Origin of the sequence: Kitasatospora saccharophila, assembly GCF_039529925.1 — a bacterium.
In the GTDB taxonomy this organism is placed as follows: domain Bacteria; phylum Actinomycetota; class Actinomycetes; order Streptomycetales; family Streptomycetaceae; genus Kitasatospora; species Kitasatospora saccharophila.
This window is the reverse complement of record NZ_BAAANS010000031.1, coordinates 42896-63135: the sequence shown is the minus strand read 5'-3', so window position 1 is coordinate 63135 and position 20240 is coordinate 42896. Positions and strand designations below refer to the sequence as shown.

Annotated in this window: 14 protein-coding genes; 6 read left to right on the top strand and 8 right to left on the bottom strand. The window is 73.9% G+C overall.

The window, feature by feature from the left end; genetic code table 11:
- Positions 1-85: 85 nt before the first annotated feature.
- The 4 genes from ABD345_RS22610 to ABD345_RS22595 all read right to left on the bottom strand — a co-directional run bounded on the left by ABD345_RS22610 (position 86) and on the right by ABD345_RS22595 (position 7566).
- Positions 86-3268 carry a non-ribosomal peptide synthetase gene (locus tag ABD345_RS22610; RefSeq protein ID WP_344554388.1) on the bottom strand — a complete coding sequence of 1061 codons (3183 nt, stop codon included), beginning with the start codon at positions 3266-3268 and terminating at the stop codon, positions 86-88.
- Between the two features lie 90 nt (positions 3269-3358).
- Entirely contained in the window at positions 3359-5803 is a 2445-nt protein-coding gene (locus tag ABD345_RS22605) for an amino acid adenylation domain-containing protein (RefSeq protein ID WP_344554386.1), read from the bottom strand.
- A 67-nt stretch (positions 5804-5870) separates the two neighbouring features.
- Positions 5871-7226, bottom strand: a complete 1356-nt coding sequence (locus ABD345_RS22600) for a helix-turn-helix domain-containing protein (RefSeq protein ID WP_344554385.1) — start codon at positions 7224-7226, stop codon at positions 5871-5873.
- 31 nt (positions 7227-7257) lie between these two features.
- A complete protein-coding gene (locus ABD345_RS22595; protein WP_344554384.1) occupies positions 7258-7566 on the bottom strand; it encodes a hypothetical protein in 309 nt (102 codons plus the stop codon).
- A gap of 255 nt (positions 7567-7821) precedes the next feature.
- On the opposite strand from ABD345_RS22595, the gene ABD345_RS22590 reads away from it, so the two are divergent.
- The 3 genes from ABD345_RS22590 (at position 7822) to ABD345_RS22580 (ending at position 10097) form a co-directional block, all read left to right on the top strand.
- Positions 7822-8694, top strand: coding sequence for a helix-turn-helix transcriptional regulator (locus tag ABD345_RS22590; RefSeq protein WP_344554382.1), 873 nt, complete (start codon positions 7822-7824; stop codon positions 8692-8694).
- Positions 8695-8862: 168 nt separating this feature from the next.
- Complete coding sequence (locus ABD345_RS22585; protein ID WP_344554381.1) at positions 8863-9777, top strand: thioesterase domain-containing protein; 915 nt, start codon at positions 8863-8865, stop codon at positions 9775-9777.
- 62 nt (positions 9778-9839) lie between these two features.
- Positions 9840-10097, top strand: coding sequence for a hypothetical protein (locus ABD345_RS22580; RefSeq protein WP_344554379.1), 258 nt, complete (start codon positions 9840-9842; stop codon positions 10095-10097).
- A 131-nt stretch (positions 10098-10228) separates the two neighbouring features.
- Here ABD345_RS22580 and ABD345_RS22575 read toward each other — a convergent pair whose 3' ends face one another.
- On the bottom strand, positions 10229-10450 hold the full coding sequence (locus ABD345_RS22575; RefSeq protein ID WP_344554377.1) for a hypothetical protein: 222 nt from the start codon (positions 10448-10450) through the stop codon (positions 10229-10231).
- 128 nt (positions 10451-10578) lie between these two features.
- A complete protein-coding gene (locus ABD345_RS22570; protein ID WP_344554375.1) occupies positions 10579-11445 on the bottom strand; it encodes a helix-turn-helix transcriptional regulator in 867 nt (288 codons plus the stop codon).
- Positions 11446-11583: 138 nt separating this feature from the next.
- Between ABD345_RS22570 and ABD345_RS22565 the strand changes: the two genes are divergently transcribed.
- Positions 11584-12300, top strand: coding sequence for an SDR family oxidoreductase (locus tag ABD345_RS22565; protein ID WP_344554373.1), 717 nt, complete (start codon positions 11584-11586; stop codon positions 12298-12300).
- 25 nt (positions 12301-12325) lie between these two features.
- On the opposite strand, the gene ABD345_RS22560 is transcribed toward ABD345_RS22565, so the two are convergent.
- Complete coding sequence (locus tag ABD345_RS22560) at positions 12326-12484, bottom strand: hypothetical protein (RefSeq protein WP_344554372.1); 159 nt, start codon at positions 12482-12484, stop codon at positions 12326-12328.
- A 126-nt stretch (positions 12485-12610) separates the two neighbouring features.
- On the opposite strand from ABD345_RS22560, the gene ABD345_RS22555 reads away from it, so the two are divergent.
- A complete protein-coding gene (locus ABD345_RS22555) occupies positions 12611-15535 on the top strand; it encodes an NACHT domain-containing protein (RefSeq protein WP_344554370.1) in 2925 nt (974 codons plus the stop codon).
- A 5-nt stretch (positions 15536-15540) separates the two neighbouring features.
- Here ABD345_RS22555 and ABD345_RS22550 read toward each other — a convergent pair whose 3' ends face one another.
- The gene (locus ABD345_RS22550; protein ID WP_344554368.1) at positions 15541-18456 is read right to left on the bottom strand and encodes an AfsR/SARP family transcriptional regulator; all 2916 of its coding nucleotides are present in this window, start codon (positions 18454-18456) and stop codon (positions 15541-15543) included.
- A 199-nt stretch (positions 18457-18655) separates the two neighbouring features.
- Here ABD345_RS22550 and ABD345_RS22545 point away from each other — a divergent pair, with 199 nt between their 5' ends.
- Positions 18656-20161 (top strand): DUF8189 domain-containing protein, encoded by a 1506-nt coding sequence (locus ABD345_RS22545; protein ID WP_344554366.1) that lies wholly within the window; start codon positions 18656-18658, stop codon positions 20159-20161.
- Positions 20162-20240 lie beyond the last annotated feature (79 nt).

The following is a 20240-nucleotide window of genomic DNA, read 5'->3' as shown; positions in this document are numbered from 1 at the left end:
CTGTCCGGACGGACGCCCGCTGCGCGCCCGTTCACGTGGCCGGTGGAACGGGGGCGGGGGCCGTGCGGCCCCGCCCCCGGGTGCGTCAGAGGGCGCGGCGCACCAGCTTCGGGCGCGGCGCCGCCGCCCCGGGCGCCTGCTGTTCGAGGCTGGCCACGACTCCGGCCACGGTCGGGTCGTCGAACAGCCGCATCAGGTCGACCTCCGCCCCGACGACCGTCCGGATGCGGTTGACCAGGCGGGTCGCAAGGAGTGAGTGGCCGCCCAGTTCGAAGAAGTTGTCGTCCAGCGACACCGTCTCGACCTTGAGGATCTCGGCGAACAGCGCGGCGACGGTCTTCTCCCGGTCGGTGGTGGCGGGCCGCCCCGCGGACCGCGCCCCGTAGTCCGGGGCCGGCAGTGCGCGCCGGTCGAGCTTCGCGTTCCGGGTCAGCGGCAGCGCGTCGAGGACGACGAAGGCGGCGGGCACCATGTAGTCCGGCAGCTTCGCGGCGACCGCCGCACGCAGCCCGTCCACGTCCACGGTGCCGTCCTCGGCCGGGACGACGTACGCGACCAGCCTCTTCTCGCCGGGGACGTCCTCCCGGACGACGACCGCGCAGTCCGCGAGGTCGCGGCACGCGGCCAGGACCGTCCGGATCTCCCCCGGCTCGATGCGGAATCCGCGCAGCTTGACCTGGTCGTCGGAGCGGCCGACGAAGTGCAGGAACCCGTCGGGCGTCCAGCGCGCCAGGTCCCCGCTGCGGTACATCCGCCCACCGGGCGCCCCGAAGGGGTCGGCGACGAACCGTTCGGCGGTCATCGCGGCCCGGCCCAGGTAGCCCCGGCCGAGGTTGGCCCCGGCCAGGTAGATCTCGCCCAGCACGCCGGGCGGGACCCGGTTGAGGTGCTCGTCGAGCACGTACACGCGGGAGTTGTGCACGGGGCGGCCGATCGTGGCGGTCGCGTGCTCCGACAGGGCGCAGCCCGACGCCTCCACGCAGAACTCGCTGGGCCCGTAGTAGTTGTAGACCGTGGTGCGCGGGGCGGCGCGCAGTTCGCTCCAGAGCGCCTCGCTCACCGCCTCGCCGCCGAGCATCAGCGTCCTGGGGGCGGCGTCGCCCGCCAGCAGCCCCTCGGCGAGCAGCTGCTGGGCGAGGCTCGGCGTGACGTCGATCTGCCCGATGCCGTGGGTGCGGAGGTAGTCGACCATCCTGGCCGGGTCGCGGCGGGTGGACTCGTCCAGCAGGTGCAGCTCGTGGCCGGCGATCATCGCCAGTACGCCCTCCCACGAGGTGTCGAAGGCCAGCGAGGCCGACAGCGCGACCCGCAGCCGGTCCTCCGGGCCGGCCGGGGGCGGGAAGGTGACGCCGGTGTGGAAGGTCCAGAGGTTGGTGAGGGCACGGTGCAGGACGGTGACGCCCTTGGGCCGTCCGGTCGATCCGGAGGTGTGGATGACGTACGCCGCGTGGTCGGGGAGCAGCGGTTCGGCGCGGTCGGCGTCCGTCGGGTTGTGCGCGGGGCCCTCCCGACGCCGGTGGTCGGTGACGAGGACGGGCAGGCCGGCCGGCCCGCCGAGGCCCGCGACGACGGACTCGGTGGTGACCAGCACGGCGGCCCGGGCGTCGTCGACGATGTCGCGGACGCGCTCCGCCGGGCTCTGCGGGTCGATCGGGACGTAGACACCGCCCGACTTGCCGACCGCGAGCCAGGCCACGACCGCGTCCGTCGTCCGGGGCATGGCGACGGCCACCGGGGTCTCGGGGCCCACCCCGAGGCCGATGAGGTGGTGGGCGAGCCGGTTGGTCCGGGTGTTCAGCTCCGCGTAGGTCGTCCGCTCGCCGCCGGCCACCAGCGCGGTCCGGTCCGGGACCAGGGCGGCGCGGTCCTCGAAGAGGTCGAGGACGGTCCGGTCGGACAGCTCCCGGTCCGTGGCGGACCACCGGTCCAGCCGCTCCCGCTCGTCCGGTGCGAGGAGGTCGAAGCTGCCGAGGTCCCGGCCGGGCGCCTCGACCACGGCGTCCAGGAGGCGGACGAGCCGCTGGACGAACGCCTCCACGGTGGCGGCCTCGAAGAGGTCGGTCGCGTACTCGACCGTGCCGCTGATGCCCTCGGGGGACCCGTCCCGCGACGTCCGCTCCACCATCACGACGGACAGGTCGAACTTCGCCTGGGACATCTTGAGCAGTTCGACCGCGGTGTCGACCCCGTCCAGCTCCAGGGCGAGCGTCCCGCCGTGCAGTTCGAGGCCGACCTGGAAGAGGGGGTGCCGGGAGCGGGAGCGCGCCGGGTTGAGCTCCTCGACGATCCGCTCGAAGGGCAGGTCCTGGTTGGCGTAGGCGTCGAGGCTGGTCTCCCGGACCCGCCGGACGAGTTCCTCGAAGGTCACCGGCCCCGACACGTCGGCGCGCAACACCTGGGTGTTGATGAAGAGGCCGACCAGGTCGTCCAGCGCCCTGTCGGTGCGGCCCGCGATGGCGGTGCCGAGCGGGATGTCGGTCCCCGCGCCCAGCCTCGACAGCAGTGCGGCGACCGCCGCCTGCACCACCATGAAGAGGGTGCCGCGGGTCGCCCGGGCGATGTCCAGGAGCCCGGCGTGCGTCGCGGCGGGGAGGTGGAACCCGACCTCCAGGCCCCGGTAGCTGGCAACGGCCGGGCGGGCGCGGTCGTAGGGCAGCCCCAGCTCGTCGGGGAGCCCGGCCAGTGCCTCCCGCCAGTGGTCGAGCTGCTGCCGGGCCACGCTGTCCGGGTCGTCCTCGTCGCCCAGCAGGTCCTGCTGCCAGAGCGTGTAGTCGGAGTACCGGACGGGCAGCGGTTCCCAGTCGGGGGCGCGGCCCGCCGACCGCGCGTTGTACGCGGAGCCGAGGTCGCGCAGCAGGGGGGTCATCGACCACCCGTCGCACACGATGTGGTGCATGACGAGCAGCAGGACGTGGCTGCCGTCGGAGACCCTCAGCAGGTGGGCGCGGACCGGGGCGTCGCCGTCGAGGTCGAACGGCTCGGCCGCCAGTCCCCGCAGCACGGCGTCGACCCGGTCCTCCTCGACCTCCGACCCCCGCACCGCCGGACCGGCGCCGTCGGCGGGCAGCACCCACTGGGACGGCTCCCCCTCGGACTCGCCGAACATCGTGCGCAGGCTCTCGTGCCGGGCCACGACGTCGGCGAGGGCCGCCTCCAGCGCCGGCACGTCCAGAGCGCCCGTCATGCGCACCACCAGGGGCACGTTGTACGCCGGGCTCTGCCCCTCCAACCGGTTGAAGAACCACAGCCGCTGCTGTGCGAACGACATCGGGAACACGCTGACCACTCCACATCGAAAAGTCCGGGCCGTACGCCGCGGGGTGAACGTCTGATCGGCCGGGTCGGTGACCCGCCGTCGTCAGGGCTTGCGGACCAGCCTCGGCCGGGGCGCCGCGGCCTCGGTGCGCTGCTCGAGAGCGGCCGCGAGACCCGCCGCGGTCGGGGTGTCGAGCACCTGCCGCAGTGCGAACTCCGTGTCCAGGACGGACCGGAGCCGGCTCCACAGCCGGGTGGCGAGGAGCGAGTGCCCGCCCATCGCGAAGAAGTCGTCGTCGACGGACACCGACTCCACCCCGAGCACCTCGGCGAAGACGGCGGCCACCGTCGCCTCCAGCGCGGTGCCCGGAGCCCGGCGCCGCCCGGTCGCGCCGCCGCCGGACGGGGTGGCGAGGTCCGCCAGCGCGGCCCGGTCGATCTTCTGGTTGGGGGTCAGCGGCATGGCGTCGAGCTGGGTGAACGACGACGGGACCAGGTAGTCGGGCAGTTCCGCGAGGAGGGCGCGGCGGAGCTCCTCGCCGCTCAGCGGACGGTCGGCGGTGAAGCAGGCCGCCAGCACGACCCCGTCCGCGCGCCGCTGCGGGAGGACCACCGCCTCGCGCAGCGCGGGGATCCTGGAGAGCTGCGCCTCGACCTCGGCCGGCTCGACCCGGAAGCCGCGGACCTTCACCTGCTGGTCGGTCCGCCCGACGAAGTCGAGTTCGCCGTCTTCCGTCCACTGGACGGTGTCCCCGGTGCGGTACAGCCTCCCGGGTGCGTCCGGCCGACCGGTGATGAACGAACTGCCGTTCTGTTCGGGCCGGTTGAGGTATCCGTCGCTGAGACCGTCGCCTCCCACGTGCAGCTCGCCGGGGACCCCGACCGGCTGGGCGCGGCCGTCGAGGTCGAGGACGTACGCCGTGGAGTTGCTGATCGGTCGGCCGATCGGGACCCGGCCCGGGTACGCGCCGCCCACCCGGTGCGCGGTGGAGAAGGTGGTGTTCTCCGTCGGTCCGTAGCCGTTGACGAAGACGCTGCCGGGGCAGCTGCGCACCGCCCGCTCGGCGTGCCGCGCGGACAGCGCGTCGCCCCCCACCACCACCTGGCAGCCGTCCAGGACCGACGGGTCCTGCTCGACGATCTGGTGGAAGAGGGCGGTGGTCAGGAAGAGGGTGTTGACCCCGTGCCGGCGGATCGCCGCCCCGAGGTCCGGCGCGCTGAGGACCGTCGGCTCGGGCACCAGGACGATGCTCCCCCCGTTGAGGAGCGCCCCCCAGAACTCGAAGGTGGTCGCGTCGAAAGCGGTCGCCCCGGTCTGGAGCAGCCGGGTGCCGGACGACAGCGCGACGTAGTCGGTGCCGCGCACCAGGCGGATCACCGCCCGGTGGCCGACCAGGACGCCCTTGGGCCTGCCGGTGGTCCCGGAGGTGTACATCACGTAGGCGCCGTCGCGCGGCAGGGAGTCGACGTCCGGTAGTTCCGGGGCGCTGCCGGACGGGCCGGGGCCGGCGACCGGTGCCGCCAGGTCGAGGAGCGGGACGCCGGGGTCCGTCGGGGTCGGACCGTCCACCAGCAGCAGGACGGCCCCGCTGTCGGCGAGCAGGAAGTCGCGCCGGCTCACCGGGAGCCCGGGGGACAGCGGCACGTACGTCGCGCCGAGGCGGAGCACGGCCAGCACGGCCACCAGCAGCAGCGGCGTCTTCGCCAGCGACAGGGCGACGCGGTCGTGTCGGCCGACGCCCGCGGCCCGCAGCCTGCCGGCCAGCGCGAGGGCCTGCTCGTCGAGCTCCCGGTAGCTGAGGGTCAGGTCCCCGTGGCTGACCGCGGGCCGGTCGGGCCCGGACGCCACCTGCTCGGCGAAGAGCCCGTAGACCGACGCGTCGCGCGGGTAGGGCCGCGCCGTGTCGTTCAGCACGCGAAGCCGCTCCCGCTCGGCGTCGGTCAGCAGCGTCAGCTCCCCGACGGCCCGGTCCGGGGTACCGGTGAGCTGTCCCAGCAGGTTCTCCAGGTGTCCCAGCAGTCGGCCGACGAACGGCGCGCCGTGGACGTGCTCGTGGAAGTCGGCGTGCACGGCGGTGCCCTGCGGGGTGGCCTCCCAGGAGACGGCCAGTTCGGCCCCGTGCCGGCCCTCGGCGGGACCGTCCGGTACGCAGAGCAGGGCCGGCGCCGGTCCGTCGCCCTCGGCCGGCCCGGCGGCGGCCCGGCGAAGGCCCTCCGACACCGCCGCCCGGTGCCCGGCGACGGTCAGCGCGGCCGGCATGGAGGCGGTGACGGACGCGGCGGGCCCGCCCGCCGGCCGCCCGGCCCACCGGACGCCGACCCGGAACTCCTCGCTGCCGCTGTACTTCCGGGCGAGCAGCAGCAGGGCCGCGGGCAGCAGCTCGGGGGCGTCCGCGGGGAGCACCGTCCGGGCCGGGCCGGTCAGGTGGAGGGTGCGCCTGACGCTCGGGCACTCCCGGTCCGGCGGGCAGGCCCCGCCGGCCGGGGCTCCGGACGGGATGCGGGACGGGACGTCGTCCGCGGCGGGACGTGGTTCTGCGACAGTCATGGTTTCCGATTCCGATTCACTCTGCGGGATGCCGGTGCGGCTCCGCCCGCCGGACGGGCCCCGGCAGTCAGCGCCGGGACGCGGCGGGGAGGGGTTCGCGCGGGGCCGGAGCCGCCAGGAGCACGCTCCTGACCAGGTTCAGCACCGTCAGGGCGGCGCCGCCGTCGGCGGTGCACTCCTGCGCGGCGAGCCCGCGCAGCACCAGCAGGTGGGCGGCCCGCCTGGTCTCGGCGGGCGCCATGCCGAGGCGTTCGGCCGCCAGGTCGAGGGGAAGCGCCCCGGTGTGCAGCGCGAGTGCGCGCAGCAGCCTGCTCTCGGAGGGCCGCAGGCCGGCGACGGACTGCCGCACCGACCCGCGCAGGTCGGTGCCGGCCTCGCCCTCCGCGCCGAACACGGGCTCCAGGAGGTCGAGCGGGGACTCCCGCGCGATCGGCACCAACTGCTGGGGCGAGTAGACGGGGAACCAGGCCGCGGCGAGTTCGAGAGCGAGGGGGATGCCGTCCAGCACCCCGCACAGCAGGGCCGCCGCCTCGACCGTGGCCTCCGTGGGTTCCAGGACCGGTCGGCAGTACCGCAGGCGCGACAGCAGCAGGGCCACCGCCGGCGGGTGCTCGTCCCCGGACCCGGAACCGCCGACCGCGGTGAGGGAGAGGGGGCGGACCGGCACCGTGCGGGCATCGCGGAGCAGCAGCGGTTCCCGGGTGGTCGTCAGGACCCGGAGGCCGGGGCAGTGGTCGAGCAGCCGCAGCAGCGGTTCCCGGAGGACGCGCGAGGACTCGTGGGCGTCGACGACGAGCAGGGTGCGCCGGTCACCGATCAGCGCGGCGAGGTCGTCCACCGGCCCCGCACCGGAGAGCCGGTCGAGGATCCACGGCCTGAGCACGTCGTGCGGCTGCCCCGCACGGTCGGAGTGTTCGGGGTGGCCGGGGCGGTCCGCCCCGGGGGCGCCGTGTCCGGAGAGCCAGACGACGGCCGCGGCCCCGTCCGCCCGGACGCGCTCGGCGACCGCCAGGGCGAGCCTGGTCTTCCCCACCCCGGCCAGGCCCACCAGGGAGACGAGCCGTTCCGTGCCGAGGGCCTCGCAGACGACGTCGGTGTCCGTCCGGCGGCCCGTGATCGGTCCGATCGGTACCGGCGGCGCGGCCGCCCCCTCCTCGTACAGCTGCCGCAGGGTCGTGTCCTCGGCGGGACGGCCCGCCGAGGATTCCAGCAGCGCGCGGGAGGACGGATCCAACCGCAGGGCGTCGGCGAGCAGCCGGACCGTCTCCCGGCGGGGGCGGCTCGCCCTGCCGAGCTCCAGGTCGCGGATGGCGCGGACGCTGACCGCGGACAGCGCGGCGAGTTGCTCCTGGGTCGTCCCCGTGCGCTTGCGCAGCAGGTGCAGCGCGTCGCCGAAGCACACGGGGCGGTCGCGGACGTCCATTCGATTCTCCCGGGCTTCCCGGAGCCGGGGTTCAGTCCCAGCCGAGGTCGTCGGAGCCGTCGGTGGTGGCGGTCGGCACGCCGTCCCAGCCCAGGTCCGCCGCCACGACGGTGCCACCGGTCGAGTCCCAGCCCAGGTCCGCCGCCACGACGGTGCCACCGGTCGAGTCCCAGCCGAGGTCGTCGGCGACGGCAGCCGTTCCGGCGGACCCGGACAGCACGCCGGCCCCGGTGAAGACCGCCGCCGCCGACAGCGCTGCGACGGCCGCCCAGCGGGCACCGGTGCTCGCAACACGTCGTGCGATTCGTGCCGTCTTGTTGGTGTTCACAGGGGTCTCCATGGTTTTGCGATGATTGTTGCGGTAGCTCTCGGCTTCCGACTCCTGGAGGCTAGGTCCGGCCCGGTTACGATCACCACAGGTCAGGGGGGTCGGGTCGCCGCAAAGCAGAAAACTGAGGGATGTCATATGACTACAAAAGCGGACGAGTCGGACGTGGAACTGACCCCGGAAGCCCTCGCTGCCTATGACCTGGCACTTCGCGGGACCGCCTTCACCCCCGAATCGGACATTCCCGGCATACCGGAGCTGCTTCGGGTGGGGCTGCTGGAACCCACGCCCGACCGGACGGCGCTCCGGCCCGTCGACCCCCGGCTCGTGGAGCGGCGGCTCGCTTCCGCCTGGCGCACCAGGGCGTGGCAGATGGAGATCCGGGCCACCCGGGTGGAGCAGACCTTCGAGCCGCTGGTCGCCGCCTTCACCGCGCAGCACTCGCCCGCACCTCCGCCACCCCTGGAGTACATCCACGGGATGCAGGAGATCGGGGCGTGCGTGGACCGGATCAGCCGGGAGGCGACCGAGGAGATACTCACCGCCCAGCCCGGCGGCGGCCGGTCCGCCGAAACCCTGGGACGCGCCCTCCCGCTGGCCCAGGAGCACCTCGGCCGGGGCGTGCGGATGAAGACGCTCTACCAGCACTCCGCCCGGTTCAACGAGCCCACCAAGCGCTACGTGGAAGCGGTGAGCGAGAGCGGCGGCGCGGTACGGACCCTGGACGAGTTCTTCGACCGGGTCTTCGTCATCGACCGCTCACTGGCCCTGCTCCCCGCCAACCCGGAACGCACCACCGCGGTGGTGGTCCGGGACCGGGCGCTGGCCGGCTTCCTCGCCGACATCTTCGACCGCAACTGGCAGCGCGCCGTGCCCTTCGTGCCCACCGGGGCCGCCGACGCCGCCGCCGAGGTGATGCCGGACATCCACAACATGATCAAGCGCCTGCTCCTGGAAGGGCTCCCCGACTCGGCGATCGCCCGCCGCCTCGGCGTCAGCGAGCGCACCTACCACACCCATCTGGCGCGCATCCGGAAGGAGATGGGGGCGACGACCCGCCTCCAGCTGGGGTACCAGCTCGCCATGGAGCAGTTGGCCGACCCCGGCCCGTCGGCCCCCGAGGAGGAGGCGCTGCTCTGAGCCCCGGGGCCCGCTGCCCCGAATTGCCGGTGGACTGCCGCTCCGCGGACCGACCGCGGCGGCGGACCGTTCGTTACTGTCGGCACCGATCCTGAATTTCAGTGATGAGAAGTGCGGCTGGGGATCCACGGTGGATCGGGCTCGTTGGCTGCGGAAGGAAAGGCACCCGTGGCTGTTCACGCACCGAGTACGGCAGAGGCCCCCGACAGGCGGGAGGCACCGCGCCCGGCGGCCCAGTTGGTCCCGCTGTCCCCCGGAGCGGCGGACGGGCTGCCGACGCTGTTCCTCGTCCACGCCATCGGCGGGACCGTGCACCCGTACGCCGCGCTCGCCAAGGCCCTCAAGGACACGTACTCCGTGGTGGGGATCGAGGCGTTCGGCCTCTACGGCGAGGGCGCGCCGGTCGACTCGCTGGCCGAGATCGTCGAACGGTACGCGGCGGCGGTACGGGCCGCGTCGCCGGACGGCCCGTACCTGCTCGGCGGTTGGTCCATGGGGGGCATCGTGGCCTTCGAGATGGCCCGCCGGCTCGAACGGGACGGAGCCGAGGTCCGGTTCGTCGCGGTGCTCGACTCCCCCTTCCTCCTGTCGCCGGCCGAACTCGGCCTGGACGGCGCCGCCGCGGCACACGACGGCGCGTCGCCGCTCGTCGCCCGTTTCGCCGAGGACATCGCGGACTCGCTGGGCTGGAGCATCCCCGCCGCGGCGGCGTCCGACCCCCTGGGCTGGGTGGCCGGGGCCGTCACCGGGGACGGCGACAGCCCCGGCGACCGGGAGCAGACCCAGGCCATGCGCGCCGAACTGGAGGGCCGGTTCCGGGTGTTCCGCGCCCATGCGGACGCGCTGGCCCACTACACCCCGCGCGGCTCGGTCGCGGCGGACCTGCTGCTGCTGACCCCGGACCGGTCGTCCAACATCGGCTCCGCACGGCGCTGGGCGACCCGGACCGCCGGTCGGCACCACCACATCCACGTGCCCGGCGACCACTACGCCTTCCTGCGCGCCCCCCTGGTGGAGGAAATCGCGTCCTTCATCCGCACGGCCACCGCGCCACGGGGCGCCCTCGCCCCGCAGGCCGGTTGACACCGCCCCGCCCGCCGCCGAAGGAATCCCCTCGCATGACGCCCCGCCAGGAGAGCACGACCGTGACGCGCCCACCCGCGGAGACCGCCCTGGAAGGCATGGTGGAGGAACTGCGGCGGCACACCGACCTCCACGACCCGCTCGTCCGGGCCCAACTCAGCAGCCTCCGAGCGGTCCTGCACCTCCGCAGGTACGAACACGCCTCCTGCGCCCAGGAGCGGACGGAACTCCTCACCAGCGCCCGCGACTGTGCCCGCACCTCGGCCACCTCGATCGCCTACGCCCTCGGTGAGACCGCCCCCGTCGAAGCCCCCCGTTGACGGTCCGTGCCGTCGGTGCGAGCGGTGCGCCCGCGAGGGCCCTGCGGAGGCGTGCGGAGGCGTGCGGTGCGTGACCACGTCGATCGTGATCTGACGCCCGCCGCGCGGTGCGCGTGGTCGTTCCGGCACCGTCAGGCGAAGGGCGACAGGCCCAGGCCCTCCAGGTGGGCGAGCAGGGCTTCCAGGCAGTCGTCGGGGGAGGGCCGGTCGGCGCGGAAGGACGTGTCCGGGGAGAGCGGGCCGCCGGAGGCGATCACCGTCCAGCGCTTGCCCGGCGGCCGTTCGCCGTCGGCCTTGAGGACCGTGCAGCAGCCCAGTCGGGCCAGCCACTCCATGAGCTCCACCGCGTCCACGTCCGCCCCTCCGTCGTCGTTCGGTCCGGCCGGCTCCCGGGCGGTTCCCGGCCGATCGGGTCGGGAGACAGTGAAGCAGGGGAGTCCAGCGGCGGTGGGCGCCGGGTCGAGCCGCCCGGCCCGCTCCCTCACGGCGCGTCGGTGGCGGCCCGCTCGGCGGCGACCAGCCGGGCGATCTCGGCGGCCACCGCCGAGCCGGGCGGCAGCAGGTGGGCGACCAGGGTGGGCTCCCCGTCGGCGGCGTGCAGCTTGACGTAGTCGAGGGTCAGCCGGCCGTACCGGGGGTGGACGAAGGTCCGGCTGCGCGGGGTGTAGCCGACCAGGTCGTGCCGTTCCCACAGCGCGCGGAACTCGGGGCTGGCCTCCCGCAGCCGGGCGACCAGCGCGGCGTACTCGGGCCGCAGCAGCCGGTCGCCCGCCTGCGAGCGGAACAGGGCGACGGCGTGGGCCGCCTCCTGTTCCCAGTCCTCGTGCACCGCCCGCAGTTCGGGGGACATGAACATCAGCCACAGCATGTTGCGGTCGGCGGGCGCCACCTGGTCGAAGCCGCCGAACAGCGCCTGCTGGCCCAGGTTCCAGGCCAGGACGTCGAAGCGCGGGCCGGTCATGAAGGCCGGGTTCGGGTCCAACTGGTCCAGCAGCAGGCGGTAGTTGGCGGACAACCGGTCGGCCGCCCCGTCCGGCGCACCCGGCTGCGCCCCGGGCGGCACCTCGTCGGCGAGCCGGAAGAGGTGGGCGTGCTCCACCTGGTCCAGCCCCAGCGCGCCCGACAGCCCGGCCAGCACCTGCCGGGAGACCCGGATCCGCCGCCCCTGCTCCAGCCAGGTGTACCAGGAGGCGCTGACCCCGGCCAGGGCCGCGAGCTCCTCCCGGCGCAGCCCGGGCGTCCGGCGCCGACCGGTGCCCGGCAGCCCCGCGGCCTCCGGCGTGCGCCGCTCCCGCCGGCTGCGCAGGAACGCCGCCAACTCCTGTCGGCGCTGCGGCGATCCGCTCATCGGAGTTCCCCCGTCGGTCGGTGCCTGGTGGTCCGGAACCCAGGATAAGTGCCCATCTTTTCGCCACCCCCCGGGCGAACGAGATTGTGAACGGGCGCAGTTGACGCGCCCATCGGTGCGAGAGCCCTGGGAGGGCGCATGTCCGGCAAGGAACTGACGGATCGTCATGTCGTGGTGATCGGAGGCAGCTCCGGCATCGGCCGGGCGGTGGCGGCCCGGGCCCGCGCGGCCGGCGCGCGGGTGACCGTGGCGTCCCGCTCGGAGCACAAGCTCGCCGCGGCCGCCGCCGAACTCGGCGTCACCACCCACCCGGTGGACGTGACGGACGAGGAGAGCGTGCGGGCGCTGTTCGCCGCGACCGGAGAACTGGACCACCTGGTGGTGTGCCCGGGCGAGATGGCCAACGGCTCCGTCCTGGAGGTCGGCGCGGACGCGATCCGGGCCTGCCTGGACACCAAGCTGGTCGGCCAACTGCTGGCGGTCCGGCACGCGCACGGCCGGCTCGCCGCGGACGGCTCGATCGTCCTGCTGGCCGGCGCGGGCGGCTACAAGCCGTTCCCCGGGATGAGCGTCACCGCGGCCGCCAACGTCGGCATCGGCGCGATGGGCCGCTCGCTCGCCCTGGAGCTGGCCCCGGTCCGGGTCAACGTCCTGGTGGCCGGCCTGGTCGACACCCCGCTGTGGGACTTCCTCCCCGAGGACGACCGGGCCGCGTTCTTCGCCGCGACCGCCGCCGACACCCCGGTGGGCCGGATCGGGCAGCCGGACGACATCGCCGCCTCGGTGCTCCACCTGCTGGAGAACGCCTTCGTCAACGGCGCCCTGCTGCACGTCGACGGCGGCGCGCTGCTCTGAGTGCCGGGCGCCGGGTGCCGGGCGCTCAGCGGTCGCCGTCCCGCCGCAGGGCGGCCAGCAGCATCCGCAGCACGCCGCGGGCCGCCGAGCGGCGCTCCGGGCGGCGGGACCAGACCGCGGGCAGGACCACCCCCGCCAGGAGCGTGAACAGCAGCAGGGCGAGCAGGACGGACGTCGGGTTCATGCGGGATCTCCTCCGGGCACGGGTGCCGTGGTGCTTGGACGGAGCCGAATCTGGCCGATTCCGCGTTCGCCGACGTTCGGCCGTACGAAACTGAACGGATCGGGTTCGTGGGCGGGAGCGGCGGCGGTGGCGGGAACGGTGGCGGTGGCGATGGGGTCGGAAGGGCCGGAGGGTCAGGCGGCGGTCGAGGAACTCGCCTCCCGGTTGCGGCAGTTGATGGCGGACCGGCGGATCGACGGCGTCGAGACGCTGGCCGTCCGCGCCGAACTGGGACGGACCACCGTCAGCCAGGCCCTCAACGGGCGGAGGCTCCCGTCCGAGCGCACGGTCCGGATCCTGGCCCGGACCCTGCGCGCCCCCGTCCCGCCGCTGCTCGACCTGCACCGCCGGGCGACCCGGCCGACCGTATCTGCCGGGCCGGTCGAAGTACCGCCCGAACACCGGGAGTTCGAGAGCAGGTACGTCGACTACGTGGCCGAACGGCACCGCCGCCTCGACATCATCGGCCTCGACCTGCGCCGCCCCGAACGCTCCAAGTGGCCGCTGGACACCGCCTACCTCAGCCTCGAACTCGCCGAGACCCGGCACCGCGAGCACCCCGGCGGCTGGCACGGCGCCACCGGACGCCTCGACGGCCCCGGACGGCTCGACGGCCCCGCGATCCGGGTCCAGCGGGCCGAGCAGGCGCTCGCCGGCAGCCGGCGCGTCCTGGTCCGCGGCGGCGCGGGCAGCGGGAAGACCACCCTCCTGCAGTGGCTCGCCGTCACCACCGCCGAGCACCGGCTCCCCGCCGAACTCGCCCCCCTCACCGGCAGCATCCCCTTCCTGCTACCGCTGCGCACCCTGGTCCGCCGCCCGGAGCTCCCCCGCCCCGACGAGTTCCTCACCGTCCTCGGCAGCCCGCTCGCCGCCGCCCAGCCGCCCGGCTGGGCCGACACCGTGATGGCCCAGGGCCGCGCCATGGTCCTGCTCGACGGCATCGACGAGGTCGCCGAAGCCGCCCGCGCCGGCACCAAGCGCTGGCTCACCGACCTGCTCGCCGCCTACCCCCGCGCCTACTACGCCACCACCACCCGGCCCACCGCCGTCGACGAGGGCTGGCTCGCCGGGGAGGACTTCCGCGAACTCACCGTCCGCCCGATGAGCTCCCGCGACGTCGGCGTCTTCGTCACCCGCTGGCACGACGCCGCCCGCGCCGACGCCGCCAGGATCGACGCCGCGCCCGAGGAGGCCGAAGCCCTCACCGTCCTCGAAGCCCAGCTCAAGGACGCCGTCCGGGCCCAACCCGACCTGGCCCAACTCGCCACCACCCCACTGCTGTGCGCCCTCGTCTGCGCCCTCAACCGCGACCGCCACGGCCACCTCCCCGGCGACCGGATGTCCCTCTACGCCGCCGCCCTCGCCATGCTGATGGTCCGCCGCGACGAGGAGCGCGACATCCTCGACCCCGAGGGCATCCGCCTCACCGAGGCCCAGAGCAGCGCCCTGCTCCAGCGCCTCGCCCACTGGATGCTCCGCAACGGCTACATCGAGGTCGACCGCGCGGACGCCGAACAGGTCGTCGCCGACGCCCTCCCCGCCATGCCCCAGGTCGAGGCCCAGGGCACCGCCCCGCAGATCCTCCGCCACCTCCTCGCCCGCACCGGCCTCCTCCGCCAACCCACCGAGGAAACCGTCGACTTCGTCCACCGCACCTTCCAGGACTACCTGGGCGCCAAGGCCGCCGTCGAAGCGCGCGACTTCGGCCTGCTCGACAAGCAGTCCACCGACAGCACCTGGGAGGACGTCCTGCGGATGGCCGTCGGCCACGCCAGGGCGGAGGAACGGGCCCGGATCATCCGGAAGTTGCTGACCCGCGGCGACCGCACCGCCAAGCACCGCACCCGGCTGCACCTGCTGGCGGCGGCCTGCCTGATGTACGCGACCGAGCTGGACCCGGCGGTGCGGGAAGCGGTGACGGAGCGGGTGAAGGGGCTGCTGCCGCCGCGCAGTCACAAACAGGCGGAGGAACTGGCTGCGTGCGGCCGGTTCGTCCTGGACCTGCTGCCGGGCCCGGAGGGGTTGAGCGACGCGGAGCAGTCCTACGTGGCGCGCACTGTGCTGCGGGTGGGCGGGGACGCCGTGGTGCCGTTCCTGAAGCGGTTCCGGGAGTCGCGTGGCGGGCTTCTCTGGAACGTACTCACCGACGGAGAACTCACCCGCGGAATCGAAGCCGACGAGTACTCCCGGGAGATCCTGGCGCACTGCAAAGCCCCGGTGGGGCTGGCGATCCACACACTGGAGCAGATCAGAGCGGCTCCCGTGGTGGAAACGCTCAATCAGCTCTATGTATCGGGTGACCACACTTCGGCTCAACTGGCGGAGATTCCGGGCCTGTCCGAGCGGAGGGGATTGTTCCTCTTCGGCAATGAACTGATCGAGGACCTGGAGATCCTGCGGGAGTGCCGTGCACTGTCGTCGTTCGGGGTCTTCGGATGCCCTTCGCTGCGAGACCTGTCCGGGATCCGATCAGTCAGCTTGGAGCACCTGAGGATCGGTCTGTACCGGGGCATGTCGATCGATGTCCTGAGCGGGCTGCACGGTCTTCGCGAGTTCGAGGTGACCACTGACGAGTTCGGGTGGTCGATCCGCGACATCCCGATTCCCACCTCGGTGACCTGGATGAATGTGGCAAGCACGATCGATTTGGAGGGAATCGACCGGCTGGTGGAGCTCTCTCACCTGGAGGTGGACGACAGTTTGGGAATGATCGATTGGTGGGAGCTCCGCAGGCTTCCGAAACTGTCCAAGCTGAGGTTCTCCGGCGAATTGGAGCCGACGGCCGAACTGCCTACCGTTGAAGAGGTGACGATCGAGAATTCCGCCCTCCCGGATCTCTCTCTGGTGTGCGCCGCCTTCCCGAGCATGCACTCCCTGTGGCTCCCACATTGTGAAAGCCTCGACGTGGAGCCCTTCGCGGGATCCTCCGGCCTGACGATCCAGGTCCCGAGAATGACGGAGGTCCGCAACGCCGACCGCCTCCCGCCCGACGTGGTGATCCAGCGCCGCTGACCCCCTCACGCCACCCCCGCCGTCGCCTCCGTGAACGCGATCAGGCCGCGCAGTTCGGCGACGACGGGGTTGTCGGTGCCGGCGAGCCGGTCGAGCGCGGTGCGCCAGTGGGTGAGGGCCTGGTGGGGGAGGCCCTGGTCGCGGAGGACGAGGCCGTGGGCGTGTTCGGCGAGGCCGGTGCCGTAGGTGTCGGCGAGTTCGGTGGTGAGGGCGAGGAGTTCGCGGCCGCGGTCGGCGGCGTCCTGGAGGCGGCGGAGGCGGCGGAGGGACTCGATCTCGCCGAGGCGGCACTCGCGCTTGGTGTTCCAGTGGGTGTTCTCGGAGCGGGCGAGCGCGGTGCGGTAGTGGTGGAGGGCTTCGGCGGGTTGGTCGAGGCGCAGGTGGGCGTTGCCGATGTTGCAGAGGCCGGCGGTTTCGAAGAGGACGGGGTCGCGGGTGCGCCGGCCGGCGTCGATGCTGCGGGTGTGGTGGGTGATGGCGAGGTGGGGGTCGTCGGCTTCGGCGAGGTTGCCGAGGGTGGAGAGCGCGAAGGCTTCGTTGAAGGCGTCGTCGTTGCGGACGGCGAGGTCGAGGGCCTGGTGGAGGGTGTCGGCGGCTTCCTGGTCGCGGCCGAGCAGTTGGAGGATGGTGGCGCGGTTGTTGAGGCCGGTCTGGAGCCGTTCGAGGTGGCCGGTGCGCTGCCAGAGCGGGATGGCCCGGTCGACGAGGTCGAGGGCGGTGGTGAAGCGTCCGGTGTCGGTGTGCGCGGTGGCGAGGTCGACGAGGGCGATGCCCTCGGCGACGGTGTGCTGTTCGCGTCGGGCCACGCGCAGCGCGATCTCGTTGAGTTGGAGGAGTTCGGGGGTGCGGCCGCGGGCCCGGAGGAAGGGCGGCAGGGCCTGGACGAGGGTGAGGAGTTGGGGGGCGGCCCAGGGCTGGTCGGCGAGCCGTTCGACGAGGACGGTGAGGTTGGCGCATTCGTCGTCGCCGAAGGCGAACGCGGTGTCGCGGTCGTCGTCGTGGCCGTGGCCGGGCGGGAGTTGGCGTTTGCGGTGGAGCCCGGGGTCGAGGACGCGGGCGGAGCCGGCGGCGGCGTCGAGGTACCAGTGGAGGGCGGCGGCGACGCTGCGGTCGCGTTCGGCCGGGTCCGCGGTGAGTTCGCGGGCGTAGTCGCGGACGAGGTCGTGGGGGACGAACAGGCCGCTGCGGGGTTCGTCGAGGAGGGCGATGTCGGCGAGCCGGTCGAGGGCGGCGCCGGCCTGTCCGGGGCTGATCCGCAGGACGCCGGAGAGCAGGCCGGCCGAGTACTCGGGGAGGTCGAGGGCGCCGACGGCGGCCAGGGCGTCGGCGGCGCGGCGGTCGAGCTTGCGGTCGGAGCCGCGGAGCGCGTCGTGGGCGAGGCCGAGGGACTGCCGGACGCTGAGGTCGTCGAGTTCGAGTTCGTCGAGCCGGTCCTCGGGGTCCTCCAGCCGGTCGGCCAGGTTGCGGACGGGGAGGGTGGCCCGGGCGGCGAGGCGGGCGGCGACGATGCGCAGGGCGAGCGGGAGGCGGCCGCAGAGTTCCACCAGCCGGGCCAGGTCGGCGTGTTCGATGCTGACGACCTCGCGTCCGGCGGTGGCGCGTCCGGCCGCGAGCTCGACCAGGGCGATGCTCTCCTTGCTGGTGAGGGTGCCGAGGCGGAGGTGGGTGGCGCCGTCGAGGGCCAGCATCGGGGTGCGGCTGGTGATCAGGACGCCGCAGCCGGGGCCGGAGGGCAGCAGGTGCCGGACCTGGGCGAGGTCGGCGGCGTCGTCGAGCAGCAGCAGGGTGCGGGTGCCGCTGAGGGTGCTGCGGAGCAGGGCGGCGGCGCCGTCGGCCTCGTCGGGGATGTCGGCGGGGCCGGTGCCGAGGCCGCGGAGCAGGGCGGTGAGCGCCTGGTGGGCGCCGAGCGGGGTGAGGCCGGGGGTGGCGCCGCGCAGGTTGAGGAAGAGCTGGCCGTCGGGGAAGCGGCCGCGCAGCGTCTCGGCGCAGTGGACGGCGAGGGCGGACTTGCCGACGCCGGCCATGCCGCTGAGCACGGCGAGTCCGGGGCGGTCGGTGCCGGAGAGCAGGGCGGTGCGCAGGGCGTCGAGTTGTTCGCGGCGACCGACGAAGTGCGGTGGCGGGGACGGGAGTTGGGCGGGGATGGGGCGGCCGGTGCGCGGGGTGGGGGCGGGGGCGGGTTCGGGCTGGTCGGCGAGGATGCGGGCGTGCGACTCGCGTACGGCGGGGCCGGGTTCGATGCCGAGTTCGTCGACCAGGGCGCGGCGCAGTCGCTGGTAGACGGTGAGGGCCTGGGCGCGTTGGCCGGAGCCGTGCAGGGCGAGCATCAGTTGGCCGTGGAAGGCTTCGCGCAGCGGGTGCTCGCCGACCAGCCGGGTGAGTTCGGCGACCAGTCCGTGCGGGCGGCCCTGGTGGAGTTCGGCGTCGAAGCGCCATTCCAGGGCCTGCAGCCGGTTCTCCCGCCACTGTTCGCAGCGGGAGTGTCCGGCGGCGGTCTCGGGCAGGTCGGCGAGCGGTTCGCCGCGCCACAGTTCCAGGGCGGTGGCGGTCTCGGCGAGGACGCGGGGCCAGTCGGCGGCCTCGTGCGCGGCGCGGGCCCGCTGGACGGCCCGTTCGAACCGGGCGCTGTCGAGTTCCTCTTCCTCGACCAGGAGTTGGTATCCGGAGGGGACGGCGCGCAGCCGTTCGCCGGTGTCGTCGCCGAGCGACTTGCGGGTGCGGGCGACCAGGTTGCGCAGCGAGGCTTCGGCGGTGTTGGGGGCCTCGTCGCCCCACAGGGCGTCGATCAGCCGGTCCAGCGAGACCGGCTGGTTGGCGTTCAGCAGCAGGACGGCCAGCAGCGTACGGGCCTTGGGGCCGCGGATCGGGCAGTCCCGCGCGCCGTCGTGCGCCTGCAGGCTGCCGAGCAAGCCGAACCGCACCGCCGTACCCCCGTGTCCGCCTCGAACGCCTCCGCCCCCACCCTGGCGACACGCGTTAGGGCGATGTTATCGGCGGATTATGTGTCGGATCCAAGCTCTTTCCTGTCAGCAGGTGAACGCCTCTGGCGGATTGTCAGGAATGACGGCCTTTGCCGCGCCACGGCGGGGCCGGCCACCGGGAAGAGCTCAGGAGACCGCCATGCCCCGCACGCGTACCGCCCGCCGCAGTGTCGCCGCACTGCTCGCCGCGGGGACCGCGGCCGTCCTGCTGACCGCCGCGCCGGCGCACGCCGAGGACGGCTGCCACCCGCAGGTCCTGGCCCCGCAGGTCGGGATCGTGGTGAACGAGGACGTGACCGGGGGAGTGGACGCCATCGCCCGGGCCAAGACCTGGCTCGGCATGGGCCTGGGCTGCTCCCCGGACGGGACGTACGGCGGTTACCGGACCGACGCCGGCGGTTACGCGTCCATGGCGTGGGGCCTGTCCACGTCGCTGGAGCCCTCCCAGTTCGTCCAGGCCGGGACGCTGGTGCCGACCAGCAACAAGAACGACCTCACGGTCGGCGACGCCCTGCTGAACCCGTCCCCGGGCGGTCACGTGGTGCTCTTCGCCGGTTGGACGGACAGCACCCACACCTCCTACCAGGGATACGAGTTCACCACCGAGGGCGTGGTCCAGCGGGCCATCCCCTACCCCTACTTCGCCGGCCACGGCGAGTTCCGGCCGATGCGGGCGCGCTTCAACGCGGCCCTGGTCACCTACTCCGGTCCGGCGCCCCACCAGTTCTTCGACCAGGTCCGGACGGCCGACGACGTCTGGTCCCAGCCGGCCGGGGTCGACGGGTTCGGCGGCGCCCCGATCTTCCAGGGCTCCGAGGGGGCGGTCGCCGGGATGCCCGACGGCACCTCGCAGTTCCTCGCGGTAGGCAACGACGGCAACGTCTACCACGACCGCCACCTGCCCGACGGGACGTGGACGCCGCTGGCTCCGCTCGCGGGCGTCGGCACCCCGACCATGCAGGCGTCCAAGGTGGCGATCACCGGCCTGCCGGACGGCAGCGCCCAGGTGCTGGCGGTCGGCAACGACGGCAACGTCTACCACGAGACCCGGCTCGCCAACGGGAGCTGGACCGGCTTCCAGCCGCTGAACGGCCTCTCCGGCGCCCCGACCATGCGGGCCAGGGAAGTCGCGATCACCGCGCTGCCGGACGGCAGTTCGCAGGTCGCGGTGATCGGCTCCGACGGCAACGTCTACCACGAGATCCGCCGGACGAACGGGAGTTGGACCGGCTTCGCGCCGCTGAACGGCGTCGGCACCCCGACCATGCAGGCGTCCAAGGTGGCGATCACCGGCCTGCCGGACGGCACTTCGCAGGTGGTGGCGGTCGGCAACGACGGCAACGTGTACCACGAGATCCGGCTGACCAGCGGGAGCTGGACCGGCTTCGCGCCGCTGGACGGCCGCTCCGGCGCCCCGGCCATGCAGGCGTCCGCGGTGGCCGTCGCGGGCCTCTCGGACGGCACCACGAAGGTCGCCGCCGTGGCGCCCGACGGCCGCACCTACCTGAGCACCCGGATGACCAGCGGCTCCTGGAGCGGCTTCCAGGCCGTGCCCCGCGAGCTCGACGGCACCCCGGCGACCGAGCGCGTCGCCCTGACCGCCCTCCCGAACGGCGGAACCGAACTGGTCCGCTCCTTCCACTGACCGGCCGCGCCCGGCGGGTGGCCCAGGCCCGCTGAAACCGGCCGCCGACACCCCCGTCCCCCACTCCGACCAAGCCCCT

Excerpts from the sequence above, each read along its gene's own strand:
- ABD345_RS22595 (WP_344554384.1), bottom strand. The coding sequence starts at position 7,566 with ATGGAGACCCCTGTGAACACCAACAAGACGGCACGAATCGCACGACGT.
- ABD345_RS22605 (WP_344554386.1), bottom strand. The coding sequence starts at position 5,803 with ATGACTGTCGCAGAACCACGTCCCGCCGCGGACGACGTCCCGTCCCGC.
- ABD345_RS22565 (WP_344554373.1), top strand. The coding sequence starts at position 11,584 with ATGTCCGGCAAGGAACTGACGGATCGTCATGTCGTGGTGATCGGAGGC.
- ABD345_RS22610 (WP_344554388.1), bottom strand. The coding sequence starts at position 3,268 with ATGTCGTTCGCACAGCAGCGGCTGTGGTTCTTCAACCGGTTGGAGGGG.
- ABD345_RS22570 (WP_344554375.1), bottom strand. The coding sequence starts at position 11,445 with ATGAGCGGATCGCCGCAGCGCCGACAGGAGTTGGCGGCGTTCCTGCGC.
- ABD345_RS22545 (WP_344554366.1), top strand. The coding sequence starts at position 18,656 with ATGCCCCGCACGCGTACCGCCCGCCGCAGTGTCGCCGCACTGCTCGCC.
- ABD345_RS22600 (WP_344554385.1), bottom strand. The coding sequence starts at position 7,226 with ATGGACGTCCGCGACCGCCCCGTGTGCTTCGGCGACGCGCTGCACCTG.
- ABD345_RS22560 (WP_344554372.1), bottom strand. The coding sequence starts at position 12,484 with ATGAACCCGACGTCCGTCCTGCTCGCCCTGCTGCTGTTCACGCTCCTG.